Source organism: Leptospira perolatii (assembly GCF_002811875.1).
GTDB lineage: Bacteria > Spirochaetota > Leptospiria > Leptospirales > Leptospiraceae > Leptospira_B > Leptospira_B perolatii.
On sequence record NZ_NPDZ01000005.1, the window covers coordinates 208,931 to 225,194 of the forward strand.

Below are 16,264 nucleotides of genomic sequence, written 5' to 3' on the forward strand. Positions count from 1 at the left end.
CTGGTTTAGCCGGCAGTTTGATCGATCTATTCCAAATGTTTACTGAACAGGAAAGACTCGATCGCTTCGTATTCTTCTTTTTCTGAAAGTTCCAGAATTTTCTTAACCAGTTGTTTTGCCTGTTTTAAGTCTATCGAGTTCACGATTTTTCGAATCGAAGATACAAAAGGAAGTGAAACGGACAATTCTCTAAACCCCAGTCCAATTAATAGAATTGTAAAATTCGTATCGGACGCGATTTCTCCGCAAATACTCAAGGGCACTTCATATTTTCGGGTAGTTTCTATGATCTGGGCGAGTGATCTTAGAAAGGAAACATGGAACGGATTGTACAAATTGGATACGTTCAGGTTGTTTCTATCCACTGCCATTAAATATTGAAGAAGATCGTTCGTACCTACTGAGATAAAGTCTACTTCTTGAACTAGGAGATCCAGCGATGATACCGCAGAAGGAGTTTCTACCATGATTCCTAGTTTGATTTTGCGGTGGAATTTTTCTTTTTGAGCACTCAGTTCCTTTTTGCATTCGTTTAATAATTCTTTTGTTTTCCGAATTTCGGAAAGAGATGTTACCATCGGAAGCATGATACTGATATTCCCATACGAGGACGCGCGAAGGATTGCGGTAAGCTGCTCCTTAAACCAATCGAGGTTTTGCAGACTATATCTGATTCCGCGATTTCCTAAAAAAGGATTTTCTTCGAATTCTCCGGTGGAGAATTTATCTGCGCCGATATCGAAGGTCCGAATATAAACCGGACTCGGGTCCATTCCCTCTGCAATTCTTTTATATGCTTCGAACTGTTCCTCGCCGGAAACATTTTTGTCCTGGTATTTCAAAAACAAAGATTCCGATCTAAATAATCCTACTCCTTCTACCTCGTGTTTTTTTGCGAGATCGCAATCTCCATCTGATTCTAAATTACATTTTACTTTAATTCGAATCCCATCCTTGGTCACGGCTTTGAGAGTTTTGCCTTTTTTCTCCTGGAGAGGATAGGGAGAGGATGCTCCGTAGTATTTTACTTCTTCGATTGCTGGATTGCGGACCACTTGTCCGTTATCTCCGTCTAACAATACGAATTCGTTATCTTTCACTTGAGAATAAAATTGTTTCAATCCCACGATTGTAGGAATTCCAAAGTTGCGAGCTAAGATCGCCATGTGACCAGTTTTGCCGCCTAGATCCGTGATGATTCCTCGGATTCTGCTTTTATCCATTAGGATCATTTGGCTAGGATTTAGTTCTCGAGCTACAAGGATAACGTCATCGGTTGCCTCAGAAAGAAAGGAAACTTCTTCTTTTTTATCCAATAGATTTTCTAGAAATCGATTCGAGATGTCCTGCAAGTGGTCCGATCTTTCTCGGAAATATGGATCGTCGATTCGATTGAATTTTTCCATCCACTCATGGATGGAATTCTGGACTGCTAAAAATGCATTTTCTGCATTATTCCTAATTTTGTCCCGAATCGAAGAAAGCAGCATCGGATCTTCGGTGAGAGTGACTTGAGTTTCTAAAATCGCTTTCAGCTCGTTGTCTTGAGGACGGTCTCCTAATTGGGAGAGGATTCCTCTCAGTTCCGTTTTTGTGATGGAAACTGCTCTTTCTAATTTGGCCAATTCGGAAGGTTTTTCACTTTCGTGAATGTAAGCTCCGTGCACCAAAGCTCTTCTTTTGCTTCCGATTTTGACACAACGGCCGTAGAACCTTCCTGGGAAGGCGACGATGCCTGGATAAATTGTTCTCTTGCCTATGGATGCCATGAAGGGAGCCGTACGAGCAAACTAGGAATATATGCCCGTACGTGCTCTGACAATCCTTTTCCTCAGAGAAATCTTAGGTTCAAATTTCTGGAAATTAGACGCCAGCTGCTTTTCGGCTGAACAGCGGAATTCGACGGCTTTTGTATTTCCCGAGTTCGTTTCCGGTGACACTGCTCATGACCAGTTTGGCCATCGAAATATCCAGCGCGTGTCCTGCTTTGGAAGCGAGATAGTGGCCTATGATAGGGCGCCCAGCGATTGACAGGTCTCCGACTAGGTCCAGAATCTTATGACGAACGCACTCGTTTTCGTATCGAAGGGACTCGTTCAAATATCCGTCCTGGGTGAGCACGATAGCGTTGTCTAAAGAGCCTCCCATAGCCAATCCCCTTGCCTGCAGAGCCTCTACATCCCTCAAAAATCCGAATGTTCTTGCGGGAAGGATTTCCTTTTTCAAAACTTCCCGATTCAGATCTATCGTGATGGATTGCCCTTTCAAAAGTGGATGAGGGAAATCAATCGTATAAGTCACTTTCCATTCTTTGCTAGGAAGTATTACCAGGTATTTGTCTCCATCCACAACCCAAAGAGGATTCTGAACAAAGATTGGATCGATGGTTTCTTCGAATTCGGTATATCCGATCGATTCAAAGGCATCTAGAAAAGGGAGAGAGGACCCATCCATGATCGGGATCTCCACTGCGTCAATCTCTAGGATCATATCAGTGATCCCGAGGGAAAATATCGCAGCCATGATATGTTCCACAGTTTGGATTTTGTGTAATCCGTCTCCTAAGGTAGTAGCATTACTTGTATCAACAACATTGCTTAGTTCTACAGGCAAAGAGGCCTTATCATTGCCCTTCCTGTACTCGAACACAATTCCAGTTCCAGAAGGAGCCGGGTGTGCAATTAGATTTACTTCCTTTCCGGAGTGTAAACCGATCCCTTTGATCCGAATCGAGTCTTTAATTGTTTTTCTATGTTCCCTAAGATTCATTTCGTTCCTAATTGCGTACTTATCTATTGTAACGCCGGATAAAGTAGTTCGCATCTTTCAGGTATTTTTTCGCGCATCCCTTGAGGGATAAGCGAAATACTCCTTTCAGACTACCTATTGCAACATCCATGCCAAGAAACTATAAATAATGGTTCCTGGAGAACCTTTAATCGCGGATTTAGGGTAGTAGAGACATAAAAAGAAAGTAATTTCTTTCCATCTGTCTCATTTTTACCACAGTGTTGTTTTAGGGAGACAGAAGTCAGAATTTAGTCCAAGCGGTTTAGCTCGCAAGAATCACCAAGGGAGATGCTCTCCGTTTTGGTGATAAAACTGCCCGGACTTAGATAAATCCCAGGTCTCGATCTGTCGGATCAAACCGGATGCCGCTTCCGAAACCGGAATTCCTTGTCTGCCGGTCATCTCGGTTGCGACCATTCCGGGGTGTAAAATAGCGATAGAAATGTGACGTTGGGCGAGGTCCCTTGCTAAAGAAACTGCACCTGCATTTAGAGCTGCTTTAGACATTCTATATCCGTAATATCCTCCGGAACTATTGTCTCCGATGGAACCCATCCTACTAGTGATGAACACGATTTTAGACCCATCTTTCATTTTTGGTAATAAATGCCTAGTGAGTCGAATCGGACCGAGAGCATTGACTAAAAACTGAGTCTCCACTTCTTCAAAATCGATCGTTTCTAAATTGTCCGGTAATAGAATTCCGGCATTGTTGATGAGCAAGTCCAAGGGTTTTCCGGAAATTCGATTTGAAAGTGATTCGAAACCTCTAGGATCTGTCAAATCTAGTCCTTCGAAAATCGGAATCGAAGTTCTTTTGAGAGGTTCCGAACTTTTTCTGCAGGCGGCTAGCACATCGTAACCTTTTTGAAAAAGTTGTTTACTGAGTTCGAATCCGATTCCTCGGTTTGCACCGGTAATGAGTATGTGTTTCATAATTCTGTAATTTCCCGGATCTTAAAGCGATCGATTTGAAGAATTGCTATGAGGATTCGTCGGAATCCGGTTGACGAAACCGGAAATTTCTTTCAACCTTGCCCGGTTATGCAATACCAAATTACCCACAAGCCTTCCTATTCCTTATTGAAGCTTCGCTTGGGACCTGGTCAATCCATTAAATCAGAAGCTGGTGCTATGGTGTACATGAGTTCCGGGATCGAAGTAGAAACCAAAATGGGAAGCGGATTTTTGTCCGCTTTGGCCAGAAGATTTCTAGGTGGAGAATCATTTTTCTTTAATACCTATAAAGCGCCCGGTGGAGGAGCTGAAATTGGTCTCGCTCCCGAATTACCTGGGGATATCGTAGAAATGGATTTGAATAGCAAGACCGTCTTAGTGCAAGCAGGATCCTATCTTGCTTCTGACGAAGCGGTTCAAGTGAAATCCAGGTTCGGCGGATTGCGATCCTTGTTCGGTGGAGAAGGATTGTTTCTCTTGGAACTTTCCGGAAATGGAAAAGCTTTCTTGAATGCGTATGGAGCTGTTATTCCGATTCAAGTCAACGGAGCATATACAGTAGATACGGGGCATATCGTAGCCTTCGATTCATCTTTGCAGTTTAAAGTAGGTAAGGCTGGGGGAAGTTGGAAGTCCACTTTTTTCAGTGGAGAAGGACTGGTCGCAAACTTCTCCGGAACTGGTACGTTATGGATTCAAAGTAGAGTGCCTTCCGGATTTATCTCCTGGCTTACCGGGCTGTTGCCTACCTAATTGATCAGTGTATTAAGGAAACATTATGAAGATTAGTTTATTGTATAAACCCTCCTATTGTGTCGCAAAAGTCGATTTGGCTTCGGGTGAATCAATTAAAGCAGAAGCCGGAGCTATGATGAGTATGAGTTCCGGTATGAATATCGAAACTCACAAGGCTCAAAAAGGTGGCCTGCTCAAATCTTTGAAAGCAGCATTCTTGGGAGGAGAATCCTTTTGGATGAATACTTTTACGGCGAATCAAGCTGGAGAAGTTTTGCTTGCGCCGACCTTGCCTGGAGATATCGAAAACGTGAATCTAAATGGAAAGACTGTATTTGTACAATCCAGCTCTTTTCTGGCGGCATCTCCGTCGATTGATATTGATACGAAATTCCAAGGACTAAAGGGGTTCTTTAGCGGTGAATCTTTATTCTTTCTGAAGCTTTCCGGAAATGGGGACTTACTCATTTCGAGCTACGGAGGAATCGAAACACTGGATGTAGAAGGGGACTTTATCGTTGATACAGGTCATATTGTAGCATTTGAAGAAGGCCTAAATTACAAAATCACCAAGTTCGGCGGTTGGAAGTCCTTCTTTTTCGGAGGTGAGGGCTTGGTCGCAAGGTTTCAGGGAAAAGGGAAACTTTGGATTCAATCCAGAAACGTGCCGGGATTAGGGGCTTGGTTCAGATCTGAACTTCCTCCTAAAAAGAGATAATCGGAGAATATAAAACATGAATCACGAAATATTATGTAAACCTGATTTTCCTATTGTGAAAATTTCTCTGGGCTCCGGGGAATCCATCCGCGCGGAGTCCGGTGCAATGGTGGCGATGTCTCCTACCGTCAAAATGGAAACCAAGGCTCAAGGTGGAATCTTTGCTTCCGCAAAGAGGGCACTTTTCAGCGGTGAATCATTCTTTCAAAACACTTTCTTTACAGAAGGTGGTGCAGGCGAACTGTATCTGACCTCCGCCACCCAAGGGGATTTGGAATACAGAAAAATGAAAGGTGAGGAGCTCATCCTAAGCCGCGGCGCGTATGTAGCCGGTTCCACTGATCTGGTCATCGACAGCAAATGGGGAGGATTCAAAGGATTCTTCTCTGGAGAAGGCTTGTTCTTCTTAAAAGTTTCCGGATCAGGTGACCTTTTCTTTTCCAGTTTTGGAGCAATTCACACTGTAGAAGTAGATGGTACTTACATCGTGGATACTGGTCATATCGTAGGCTTTGAATCTTCTTTGACCTATCACTTGGACAGAGTCGGTGGATTAAAATCGCTCTTTCTGTCTGGAGAAGGATTGGTGGCTAAGTTTTCCGGAAAAGGTAAACTGTATGTCCAAAGTAGAAATCAGAATTCTTTCATTTTCTGGGCCGATTCTTGGAGGAGAGTGGAGAAGTCTAGAAGTTTCACTTCCAATTTCACTTCTGACTAAGTTTCTCACGGCCTGCGGCTCGGAATGCAAATTCCGGGTTGGATTTTTGAGCCGCCCCCGCCCTCTGTTTGGGTGGGGGGTGTGGCCCGTGGGAGCGCGCGTTTTCTATATCAGAAAATCCTAATTTTATCAAGTAAAAATTGAGCCTGTTAAGTATGTAGGAGCTCCTACAGAAAGGGCAGTCGGCAGGAAGGACTGCCTTTATCTTGAAAAGTTAATTTCTTCCCTTATATCCAATGACATCCATAAATGCAGAGACGGAAAATACTGCTTTTCCGGGTCCAGGTTCTCCGTAACCGGGAGGAACAGGTAGATTATACTTTTCGAATGTAGCTTTCCATACAGTTAAGAGTTCACAAAAGTATTCTAATGTAGGTCCCGGTTGTGTTCCTAAAGTTGTATAAGGCTCCGGGCACCAGGCGGTAAATCTAGGCATGATTCCTCTCGACATAAAGTAATCGAGTCCTTCGCCGGTGGAAGATATCGCTTCTTGCACGCTGGAAAATCCCCAGGGTTGAGAGAGTTCTACTCCGCCCACAAAGTTTGGAATTACATAAGAAGGTCCGAAGATTTCCGCAGAGTCCAAGATTCGGCGAATCCAAACGTCTCTACCTATATAAGCTTCCTTTCCTGGACAGATTTTTTTGAAGAGCTCCTTATCCCAAACTTCGTAATTCGGGTGATAGACTTGGATCCCTGCATCCTTAAATTTTTTACATTCTTCTTTTTCCCAAGCCTGGGAAACGATTTTGCCCATCCATCTTCCGGGAAATTTTTGTTCAATCGCTTGCGCGTATTCCAGGTAAAAATCGATCTCATTCTTTTTTTTCAAGGAAGTGATTACTGATCCACCGGTGATTGTGTAGACCTTTGCGACCTCGTCTTCCGCATCGATCCAAGACAAAACTTCTAAGATATCTTCTACATCTTTTACACCTGTGTAAGGTCTGCCTGCATTTTTTTGCTGGCGGTAATTATGATTGATATCGCAATACGCACACTCTTCTTCTTTTCCAAAATATTGACAATTACGGAATACGGTAAGGTAGATGAGATATCCCCATTCGATTACGGGTGCAATTTCGCCCGGTAATTTTCCAGACTTTGTTTTATGGCGGTACCATTTAGGCTTAGGTGGATAGCTTAGTTCACCTAGAAAAGTTTCCTGAAGATACAGTCCCGGTTTTCCTTCTCCTGATTCTCCGTTAGGAATTCGTTTTACCTTATAGGGAGAGTTTGGATTGTTTCGGGTAGAGACAATTGTCGGGAGAAGATTGAAATATCCTCCGCTCAGTCGGATCTCTTCCGGGGCTTTTGAGTCGATTCCTTCTTTCATTTCCGCTAGAGGGATATGGTCAAAGGAGAAGATAAAATAATCCTTGGTCTTATAATCTCCTTCCACTAGAAAAGACTCGGGGGTAAAGTGAATTCCTTGTCTAAGAATATCCTGTTTTACGATTGCTTCCAAAGGAATGGATCGATACTTTTTCTCCATTTCCTCCAATAGGGACACCGTAGATTCAGGACGGATGGAATTCAGCGCAGACATTCTAACGACAGATTGATTTGCTCGTTTGTTTTGGCATCCTGTTTTTTCCGTTTTTGCCGTTGACCGGGTCGGTTTTCTGCCTAGGCTTTGTCGGATGCGACCGCAGTCCTTTTTCCGAGTGATTTCTTTCCTTGCTTTCTTTGGCTATTTGCTGGTCGGTTCCGCCCAGAATCTTCTTTCTAAAACCTCCCACCCAAAAAAAGAAAACTCGACTTCTACTGCCAAAAAATCCGATTCGAAGCAGCCCAAGGAAGATGTCGTAACTTCGACAGTCCGTTGGTCGGACCTTTCCTGGACGGAAGTCGGTACTGGATTCCAGGAACCTACGGACATTCAATTTCTGCCAGGCCAAACTTCGAGTATGATCATTTTGGAAAAGAGAGGAAAGATCTTTCTGGTGAATCTGGAGAATCAATCCAAACAGCTGATCGCTAATTTTGTAGGAAGCGTGGAGACCAGATCAGAAGAAGGTCTGTTGGGGCTCGCGTTTCATCCTGATTTTCTAAAGAATAAACTCTTCTACTTGAATGTGGTCTCGAAAGAGTCCGGCAAGGATCAAACTATGATTCTAGAATTCGAATGGAATGCGGAAAGAATATTAGGATGGAATGATAGAAGAAGAGTACTCCTAAGAGTAGACCAGCCTTATTCGAATCATAACGCTGGTCAGTTGGCTTTTGGTCCGGATCGAAAACTGTACATCGGATTGGGAGACGGTGGGGCCGCGAATGATCCCTACAAAAATGGGCAGAATCCAAATACTTTTCTCGGAAGCATGCTCCGAATTGAACCGAACTTGCAAGCGATTGCACCGGCTTATACAGTTCCAGAAGACAACCCGTTCCGAAATACTCCCAATCATTTGCCAGAAATCTACGCGTACGGATTTCGAAATCCTTGGAGGTATTCCTTTGATTCCAAAACCGGCGAATTGTACGTCGCTGACGTAGGCCAGAACTTGTACGAAGAAATCGATCTAGTGAAAAAGGGGAAAAATTACGGATGGAATGTAAAAGAAGGATTCCATTGTTTTCAGAGCAATCCTGATTGTAAAAAAAGGACTTTCGAAGACCCAATCTACGAGTACGATCACTCGGTAGGGCGCTCCATTACCGGTGGCTACGTGTACAGAGGAAAAAAATTGCCTATTTTAGAGGGTCATTATATTTTCGCAGACTTTGTTTCCGGTAGAATTTGGGCGCTCCACAAAGAAGACACTAGAAAGTCACAGGTTAAATTGATATCTAAGACGAATTTTTCGATCAGTACTTTTGGCCAAGATCCAGCTGGAGAGCTTTATTTTGCCGATTTTCAGCTTGGAAATATTTATCGTTTGGCAAAAAAAAATTGAAATATATTGAAAATCCCAATTCTTTGAATGTTAACCCAATATAGACTGGAGACTGCCTCCACCGCAGTCCCTTTCAATCTCGATCAAGGATAGGGGTATGAAGAATTTCACTTCCGCTGCATCAGTCGCCCTCGTTGTCGGACTGTTGGCATCCGGAGCTTGTAAAAAGCCTGCCGAGAACGTGGATTCCACGAGTGCCAAGCCGAGCGAACCGACTGCTATAGTCGTATTTAGCGTAGGAGAATCAAAAATCCAACACGCTGATTTGACTGAGGAAAAAGCACAATTAGGTGCTTCTCTCAAAACAGGAGACAAGCTAGTAACCAAAGAAAAAGCTAAGGTTGATATCCAATTTGCAGATGGTTCTGCAGTTAGGATTTCCGAGAATTCTCAGCTTGAATTTGCTACATTAGCTCTGAACACTCAAGGAAACACTGACACCAGACTTTCTCTAGTTTCAGGTAAGGTTTTCGCTAAGGTAAACAAGGCCAATAAGGATGACAAGTTCTCTGTGATCACCCCGACCGCAATCGCTGGTGTTCGTGGTACTTCCTTCATTGTTGACCGCACTAAATCCGACAAATCGATCGTAAAAGTGTTAGATGGATCCGTCGCAGTTGCTCCACGCGTTTCAGCACTGGAAGGAATGAGCGATGAGGAAATTTCTAAAAATACCGAACTAAAGAAAATCAAAGAATCTTTGGACAAGGCAGAAATCATTCTGGAAAAAGACGAGTCTTCTCTAGTAAGCGCGTCTGACAAAACTTTCGGTGTGAAAGATGCTTCTAAGATTAGCTCTAATCTTGAAAAAGAAATTCCGAAAGCAGTTACTAAGCTTTCTAGTTCAGGAATTTCTAAATCAGAAGAGCAGGAAATCCATACGATTGTGACCGTTGACAAAACGACCGCAGACAAAATGGTAAAACTCTCCGAAGAAGCTTCTTCCGGCAAATTGGATGAGCAAACTGCTGCTCAGATCGATTCTGAAAGAAAGAAAATCGAAGAGGATCTTGCAAAACGCCAAGAAGAAGAGTTAAAACGCTTCAAAAACGTATTGGTATCTGCTCCTAAGAACCTGAAGAGCAAACAAGACCTCGTGAACTACTACGAAAAACTCGAGAAGATCGTCATGACTGACGGAACTTCTATGATCGGAGCTATCGTAGATCAGCAAGGAAGCACGATGATCGTTCACACCGAGCAAGGAATCAAACGGATTAACCAAGCCGATGTGCAAGAGGTCATTTACGACTTCCATACTAAAACCAAGTTTTAATCCGCAGGCTTAAAATTAATGGTGGAAAAACCCCGAGTGCTCGAAAGGGCCTCGGGTTTTTTCGTTTTTAATGTCTAAAATTGGGATCTCGACTTTCCAAATATCCATCCCAGGTCTTCTGAATTGTTTCTAGAATTTCTCCCATATCCAAGAGCATTACTTTATCGTAATGATTTACTAGTAGCTTATTTTTACCGAATTTCTTGATTTCTGCCCATTCGACTCGAAGCCCAGGAGTTAGCTCAAGGGCATCTATAATTAAATCACGAATTTCTAATTTAGAAAGAGGGCCTTTTTTCTTGGATAGATAGGATAGAATCGAATGAAATACGATCTTCTTGACCTCGCTTCCGTCGAAGTCTTCAGATTTGGATTTAGAATTTCCTTTTCTTAGTTTCCTCGCCATGCGGCTTGCTCGTCAGCGTGATAAGAACTCCTAACTAGAGGTCCAGAGAACACAGATGTAAATCCTATTTCTTCTCCATATTTTTTGAGTTCTCGGAAACGGTCCGGGTGCACATATTCTTTGACCGGATGGTGCGTTGGTGTGGGCTGCAAATACTGGCCCAAGGTGACCATTTTTACCCCAGCTTTGCGTAAATCTAAGAGCGCTTCCTTTACTTCCTCGATCGTTTCACCCAAGCCTAAAATCAATCCGCTCTTCGTCAAAAATCCTTTTTGGGAAGCATATTCTAATACCTGCAAAGATCTTTCGTACTTTTTGGCGGGAGCAATTTCAGGAAACAGCCTTTTGACTGTCTCCAAATTGTGATTAAAAATATCAGGTTTACCTGAATAAATAATTTCTAAATTTTCTTCCTTGGCTTTAAAGTCCGGTACCAATAATTCGATTTTGCAATTCGGTAATAGCTCTCTGATCCTGAGAACAGTTTCTTTGTAATGAGCAGCTCCTCCGTCAGGCAGATCATCTCTGTTAACGGAAGTGATGACTACATGCTTGAGTCCCAGAGCCGCTGCCGATTCCGCTACCCGTCTAGGTTCTTCCGGATCTAAAGAATTTGGCTTTCCGAAAGCCACATCGCAGTAACCGCATCTCCTGGTACAAATATCCCCCGCCAACATGTAAGTGGCGGTCTTTCTGGACCAGCAGTGATTCAGATTTGGACAAGAAGCACTTTCGCAAACAGTATGGAGTTTTCCTGAATCTACAGTTTCTCTCACCAAAGAAACAGGATTTTCTTTTTCTCTAAATGGCAGTCTGACTTTGAGCCATTCCGGTTTTTCGGGGGCCTGTGCATAGGAGGAAGTTCTAGGTTTTTTCTTGAGCGGGTTCATGACCTACTAATAGCCTGGAGCAGGCAACCCGGAAGGTCAAGTGTTTTGACTGGCTTAAATCTACAGGGGAAGGGATCTTGGAATAAGCACAAAGTGGCTGCCCGTATTCTTTCCTTGGAAATATTGGAAAAAGCGATTTGAAAAAAGAGAAAAAATTGCAAACGGATTCTGAGGTTAGAATCAATCGATATCTTGCAGATTGCGGTTTCGGTTCTAGAAGAAAAACCGAGGAGCTAATTTTGTCCGGGTTTGTGACCGTAAATGGAGAGACCGTAAGAGAACTTTCCAGAAAGATACAGGTTGGGTCAGATGAGGTAAAGGTTAGGGGAAAGGTTGCAATTCCGGAGCAGGAAATCTATGTCATTGCTCTCAATAAACCCAAAGGATATTTGTGTTCCCATTCGGATCGATTTCATGAAGAGACTGTATTTTCCTTACTTCCGGAAAAATTTGCCAGGCTTGCTATCGCCGGTAGGCTAGATTTGGAATCTAGGGGACTTTTGCTACTTTCCAATGACGGCAAAATCGTGCAAAGGTTGAGTCATCCCACTATGGCGAGTGAAAAAGAATATTTGGTCAGGATTGATCGGAAAATCTCCTTCTCAAAAATAAAGCAGGAATTCCTCCAAGGAATTCAGGAAGGAGAAGAAACTCTAAGGGCCGAAAAAGTATTTTTAGATTTGGAAGGCCGGGAAAATTCTGAATCGGATCGATTTAGGGTGATTTTGCAGCAAGGCAGAAAGAGGCAAATTCGCAGGATGTTCTCCGCTTTGGGAGCGAGAGTCGTGGATTTGCAGCGTGTCAGAATTGGAAATATTTTATTAATAGATTTGGGGATCAAAGAGGGAGAATACGTTTCCCTGAACCCGAATCGCTGGAGATCATGAGCTTTACTACGATTGAATTTCTACTCTTCTTTCTGGTAGTTTACCTTGTCTATTGGAACTTACCTGATCGGTTCAGAAGGAGCTTCCTTGTTTTCGCGTCTTCTGTTTTTTACGCAGTCGGGGCCTGGCAATTTCTTATCCATCTTTGGTTGGTACTAAGCATCAACTGGTTGTTATTGCGATATTTTTTGGATAGAAAATGGTTCTTACCAACTACGATCGGATTCAACGTACTGAATCTTGCATTCTTTAAATATTTCTATTTTATCATGGATTCTGTGGGTGGAATCATTTCGTCTCCAGCCTTACAAAATAAGGTGAGTTTGGATGCAAAGATTTCTCAGGCCTTGGGTTGGTCTGGATTTGAGATCGTTTTGCCCATGACGATTAGCTATTATACGTTTCAATTCATTTCTCTTGCGGTGGACAAAAAGAAAGGTTTGATCGAAGAGCCGATTTCGTTTCGCGGAATCTCTTCCTATATTTTGCTTTTTCCGGTAATGATTGCTGGACCGATTTTGAGGTACAAGGATGTATCCGGTCAGTTTGATTCTCCTAGAATGACTTCTTCCGATTTGGCTGACGGACTTTGGTTGATCCTATTCGGTTTGCTAAAAAAGTCTGTGCTCTCTGTTTTAATGACTGGCTCTATTTTTCCGGTTTTCGCCGAGCCGGCAGTATTTTCTGGCTGGGCTTTGCTTAGGACGATTTACTTTTTTGCGATCTACTTATACTTGGATTTTTCAGGATTGACCGACCTTGCAAGAGGAATCGGTCGTCTCTTAGGTCTCAAGCTACCTGAAAACTTTAAGGCTCCTTTTTTTATGGATGGATTCGGAGATTTTTGGAGAAGGTGGCACTTAACGTTTTCTTTTTGGATACGAGACTATTTGTATATTCCTCTCGGAGGTTCTCGCTCTGGAACGATCCGGACCTGCCTCAACTATCTGGTTGCATTTGGCTTAGGCGGTTTGTGGCACGGTGCGAGCACGAACTACCTGCTCTGGGGTTTATTTACCGGTGGATATCTTTCTGCAGAAAGAGTAATGAAGGACTTAGGAATTCGATTGCTTCCTGAAATTCCTTATTTCACCCGAATTGTGAAGTATATTTTCGTGCTTCATGTATATTGCATTTCTTGGATCTTATTTTTTACTCCTAGTGTGGGAGCTGCATTCGATGCCGTCGCAAGAATCTTTACCTGGGCGGGAGGGCAAGCTTTACCGAATTGGGAACCTTGTGTGAGCGCGCTATTGATCGCGATGTTATTCCACGCCTCGGAAGAATGGCCCGAGAAGTTTGCGCTGCAGGACAAAACGAAAAAGAGGCTACTACCTTTTGCTTGGATAGTACTTCTGTTGGTTCTACTCGGTACTTCCGCTGGAAATGCGGATTTCTTTTACGGTAGGTTTTAGTAATGAAACGACTTTATATCTATTATCCTGTATTCTTTCTGCTCGGAATTTTTCTATTAGATAAGATTTTTCTTTTAAATTATTTCTCCGAGTCATTTAGCCAAAACGGGAACCCTGTATATTTTGCGCAGAGAAGGGCTTTGTTTCAACGCATGAAACTAGACCCGAAATTACAAGATAGGAAACTCGCACTTGCTTTTGGGGATTCTAGAGCTTATCCATATTCAAATCAGCTAATGGAAGAAAAAATTAGCAAAGATTGGGTGGTCTACAATTTTGCGGGTCCTCAAGCGGTGCCTGCGTACGGCTTCTATTGGCTGAGAAAGATCGTAGGAGAAGGAATCGTACCGAAAGCAGTTTTTTATGTGGTAAGCCCTGAAGCATTCAATGATAAAACCGGTTTACTATACGATCCATTTTTGCGCTTAGGCGCAGACAGCGAATTTATTTCCACGTACTGGAATCAGTTTCCTTGGGAAGACCAGAAGAAAATACTGCTAGAAAGGTTATTTACCGTTAAGAAAGTAAATCCGGATCTAAAACTTTTGTACAGTCGTGCGATTGGAGGAAGACTGTACCAGTACGATCCGGCCTACAACGACGAACGATTGATTCTGGATTTGGGAAGAGGAGAACAGTTCGCATACACAGCCAGTGCCAACGATTTAAAGAAACTTGCAAAGGACGCAATCCGTATCAAAAGCATTTATCTTTCGCAATTTACTGTAAACGAAACTGAGTTCTTTTTTGTGAAGGAGTTCCTTAAAATCTGTAAAGAGAGAGGAATTCGAGCGTACCTCATTTGGCCGAGAGTGTATGACGGTTATCGAAAGGGATATTATGAACTTGGTCTTGATAAAATTTGGTGGCCTAAAATGGAAGAACTTGCAAAAGAATTCGGAGCTACCTCCGTCGATTTCAATACAAAGTCTTCCTGTGATCTATACTACGATGCATCTCATCAGTCTGTTCTTTGTCTGAAAGAACAAATGAAGACTTTAATGGATGACTATTACGGAAAGAGCTTATTGAAATAAGGAAAATCTTGTCCGCAGAACTTTGGACTGCCGCAAGCAGCGGACAAGATTTTTGGAATACTAGGGTCAGAGCAAAGCTACCACTTTAGCTTTTTTGCATCTTCTAAGAATTTTTCCAAGCCAATATCAGTTAACGGATGTTTGAACAATTGCTGGTAGGCGGAAATCGGCATGGTAGCACAATCGGCTCCTCTCAGCGCAGATTCCTTCAAATGCATAGGTCCGCGGATGGACGCAGCTAGAATTTTCGTTTCGTATCCGTAGTTGTCATAGATCTCTCTGATTTCAGAAATGAGTTCCATTCCATCCCAAGAAGTATCGTCCACTCGTCCGATAAACGGAGAAATATACGTAGCACCCGCCTTCGCAGCCAAGAGTGCTTGAGGAGCCGAAAAGCAAAGTGTTACGTTCGTTGCAATTCCTTTCTCGGTAAGCTTTACAACGGTCTTCAGGCCTTCCGGAATAAGGGGCACCTTGATCACTACGTTCTTTGCGATCGCTACTAACTCTTCCGCTTCTTTGAGCATCTCTTCGGATTTTGTGGCGATGACCTCAGCGCTCACAGGGCCTTGAACGATGGAGCAAATTTCTTTGATAACGTCTTTAAAGTTTCTGCCAGATTTAGCGACCAAAGAAGGGTTCGTCGTAACTCCGTCTAGTAGTCCGTAAGAAGCTATTTCTCGAATCTCATCTACGTTTGCGGTATCTAAATATAATTCCACGCTTTAGCTCCGGAAAAGGGATTTACTCTGGATACTCCCTCCCGATTCCAAGAACGGTCAATCTGATTTTAACTTAAGGTATCAGATCTCTCAAAGTTTTGATTTCTAACGCAGAGAAATACTCTTTGTATTCGCTATCGATTTGGGCCTTCATTTTGGAACTGAAATAATCTACTCTTCGAGTATAAGGCTGTTTCTTATAAGCCTCTTTCCACTGGACTACAAAGCCGCCCTTAGGAGGAGTTTCCCTCGCATCTGTCAATTCCCAGAGAACTGCTCCTCCGAGCTTTTTATCATCTATGGTTTCCTTGATGGGTTTTCCGTACTTGTTCTCTAATTTATTCTGTACATCTTTTCCTGGCAGATAACGAAAAGAAACTCCCACAGAAAAAAGTCTACCTGGAGGAGTGTGCTCTTCTTCGTCTATATTCGGATCGGTAGGTTTTTCAGGTTGCTGCTGTTTGGGTCTGGATTCTAGTACTAGTTTAGGAGTGTAGTAAAATCTATACTGGTAGAAAATGCCGTTTCTTCTTACTAAAAGAGATTTGTTTTTTTCTTCGTGGACCACTTCCACTTTTTCGTCGCTCTGTGGATTGGTAGCCAAGGAAAGAAATTTCTCCCTTACTTGCGAATAAGTGGTTTCCCAAGCTACTTCTGCAAAACCGTCAAGAGTGGTTCCGCTTTGTTTCCGATCTGTTCCATCTCCGGGAAACTGAGAAAACAGACCTAATACAGGTAGGAAGAATAGAATTAAAACTGAGTAAGTACGGGTTGCACTCATACACTTTCTATCGGCAAAAAAGGTTTCGGCCT

16 protein-coding genes are annotated in these 16,264 nt (G+C 42.9%); 8 read left to right on the forward strand and 8 right to left on the reverse strand.

All coding sequences use genetic code 11. The features are described from left to right. Nucleotides 1-26 precede the first annotated feature (26 nt). From ptsP to CH373_RS10270, 3 genes are all read right to left on the reverse strand, one after another. Complete coding sequence (gene ptsP / locus CH373_RS10260; protein WP_100713491.1) at nucleotides 27-1,769, reverse strand: phosphoenolpyruvate--protein phosphotransferase; 1,743 nt, start codon at nucleotides 1,767-1,769, stop codon at nucleotides 27-29. A 94-nt stretch (nucleotides 1,770-1,863) separates the two neighbouring features. Continuing rightward, a complete protein-coding gene (gene lpxC, locus CH373_RS10265) occupies nucleotides 1,864-2,769 on the reverse strand; it encodes a UDP-3-O-acyl-N-acetylglucosamine deacetylase (protein WP_100713531.1) in 906 nt (301 codons plus the stop codon). Nucleotides 2,770-3,066: 297 nt separating this feature from the next. Further along, nucleotides 3,067-3,726, reverse strand: a complete 660-nt coding sequence (locus CH373_RS10270) for an SDR family oxidoreductase (RefSeq protein WP_100713492.1) — start codon at nucleotides 3,724-3,726, stop codon at nucleotides 3,067-3,069. Nucleotides 3,727-3,834: 108 nt separating this feature from the next. On the opposite strand from CH373_RS10270, the gene CH373_RS10275 reads away from it, so the two are divergent. The 3 genes from CH373_RS10275 to CH373_RS10285 are packed head-to-tail and all read left to right on the forward strand — an operon-like array spanning nucleotide 3,835 to nucleotide 5,918. Next, complete coding sequence (locus CH373_RS10275) at nucleotides 3,835-4,500, forward strand: TIGR00266 family protein (protein WP_100713532.1); 666 nt, start codon at nucleotides 3,835-3,837, stop codon at nucleotides 4,498-4,500. Between the two features lie 25 nt (nucleotides 4,501-4,525). Then, entirely contained in the window at nucleotides 4,526-5,200 is a 675-nt protein-coding gene (locus CH373_RS10280; protein WP_100713493.1) for a TIGR00266 family protein, read from the forward strand. 16 nt (nucleotides 5,201-5,216) lie between these two features. Beyond that, nucleotides 5,217-5,918 carry a TIGR00266 family protein gene (locus tag CH373_RS10285; RefSeq protein WP_100713494.1) on the forward strand — a complete coding sequence of 234 codons (702 nt, stop codon included), beginning with the start codon at nucleotides 5,217-5,219 and terminating at the stop codon, nucleotides 5,916-5,918. 214 nt (nucleotides 5,919-6,132) lie between these two features. Here CH373_RS10285 and CH373_RS10290 read toward each other — a convergent pair whose 3' ends face one another. After that, nucleotides 6,133-7,467 carry a radical SAM protein gene (locus CH373_RS10290; protein WP_100713495.1) on the reverse strand — a complete coding sequence of 445 codons (1,335 nt, stop codon included), beginning with the start codon at nucleotides 7,465-7,467 and terminating at the stop codon, nucleotides 6,133-6,135. A 118-nt stretch (nucleotides 7,468-7,585) separates the two neighbouring features. Here CH373_RS10290 and CH373_RS10295 point away from each other — a divergent pair, with 118 nt between their 5' ends. After that, nucleotides 7,586-8,818, forward strand: a complete 1,233-nt coding sequence (locus CH373_RS10295) for a PQQ-dependent sugar dehydrogenase (RefSeq protein WP_243393347.1) — start codon at nucleotides 7,586-7,588, stop codon at nucleotides 8,816-8,818. A gap of 97 nt (nucleotides 8,819-8,915) precedes the next feature. Further along, nucleotides 8,916-10,094: a lipoprotein LipL45 gene (locus CH373_RS10300; protein WP_100713496.1), complete on the forward strand. Its 1,179-nt coding sequence runs from the start codon at nucleotides 8,916-8,918 to the stop codon at nucleotides 10,092-10,094. 67 nt (nucleotides 10,095-10,161) lie between these two features. Here the strand turns inward: CH373_RS10300 and CH373_RS10305 are convergent, their stop codons facing one another. Further along, nucleotides 10,162-10,500: a hypothetical protein gene (locus CH373_RS10305; RefSeq protein WP_100713497.1), complete on the reverse strand. Its 339-nt coding sequence runs from the start codon at nucleotides 10,498-10,500 to the stop codon at nucleotides 10,162-10,164. Next, nucleotides 10,485-11,390, reverse strand: a complete 906-nt coding sequence (gene lipA, locus CH373_RS10310) for a lipoyl synthase (RefSeq protein WP_100713498.1) — start codon at nucleotides 11,388-11,390, stop codon at nucleotides 10,485-10,487. The genes CH373_RS10305 and lipA overlap by 16 nt, the downstream gene beginning before the upstream one ends. Nucleotides 11,391-11,527: 137 nt before the next feature. Between lipA and CH373_RS10315 the strand changes: the two genes are divergently transcribed. Genes CH373_RS10315 through CH373_RS10325 form a run of 3 tightly spaced genes read left to right on the forward strand, consistent with a single transcriptional unit; the run spans nucleotide 11,528 to nucleotide 14,729 of the window. Further along, complete coding sequence (locus CH373_RS10315) at nucleotides 11,528-12,277, forward strand: pseudouridine synthase (RefSeq protein ID WP_243393348.1); 750 nt, start codon at nucleotides 11,528-11,530, stop codon at nucleotides 12,275-12,277. Further along, nucleotides 12,274-13,692 (forward strand): MBOAT family O-acyltransferase, encoded by a 1,419-nt coding sequence (locus CH373_RS10320; RefSeq protein WP_100713500.1) that lies wholly within the window; start codon nucleotides 12,274-12,276, stop codon nucleotides 13,690-13,692. The genes CH373_RS10315 and CH373_RS10320 overlap by 4 nt, the downstream gene beginning before the upstream one ends. Before the next feature lie 2 nt (nucleotides 13,693-13,694). Continuing rightward, nucleotides 13,695-14,729 carry a DUF1574 domain-containing protein gene (locus tag CH373_RS10325; RefSeq protein ID WP_100713501.1) on the forward strand — a complete coding sequence of 345 codons (1,035 nt, stop codon included), beginning with the start codon at nucleotides 13,695-13,697 and terminating at the stop codon, nucleotides 14,727-14,729. Between the two features lie 77 nt (nucleotides 14,730-14,806). On the opposite strand, the gene fsa is transcribed toward CH373_RS10325, so the two are convergent. Further along, on the reverse strand, nucleotides 14,807-15,451 hold the full coding sequence (gene fsa, locus CH373_RS10330; RefSeq protein WP_100713502.1) for a fructose-6-phosphate aldolase: 645 nt from the start codon (nucleotides 15,449-15,451) through the stop codon (nucleotides 14,807-14,809). A gap of 73 nt (nucleotides 15,452-15,524) precedes the next feature. Continuing rightward, nucleotides 15,525-16,232, reverse strand: a complete 708-nt coding sequence (locus tag CH373_RS10335; RefSeq protein ID WP_100713503.1) for a hypothetical protein — start codon at nucleotides 16,230-16,232, stop codon at nucleotides 15,525-15,527. Nucleotides 16,233-16,264 lie beyond the last annotated feature (32 nt).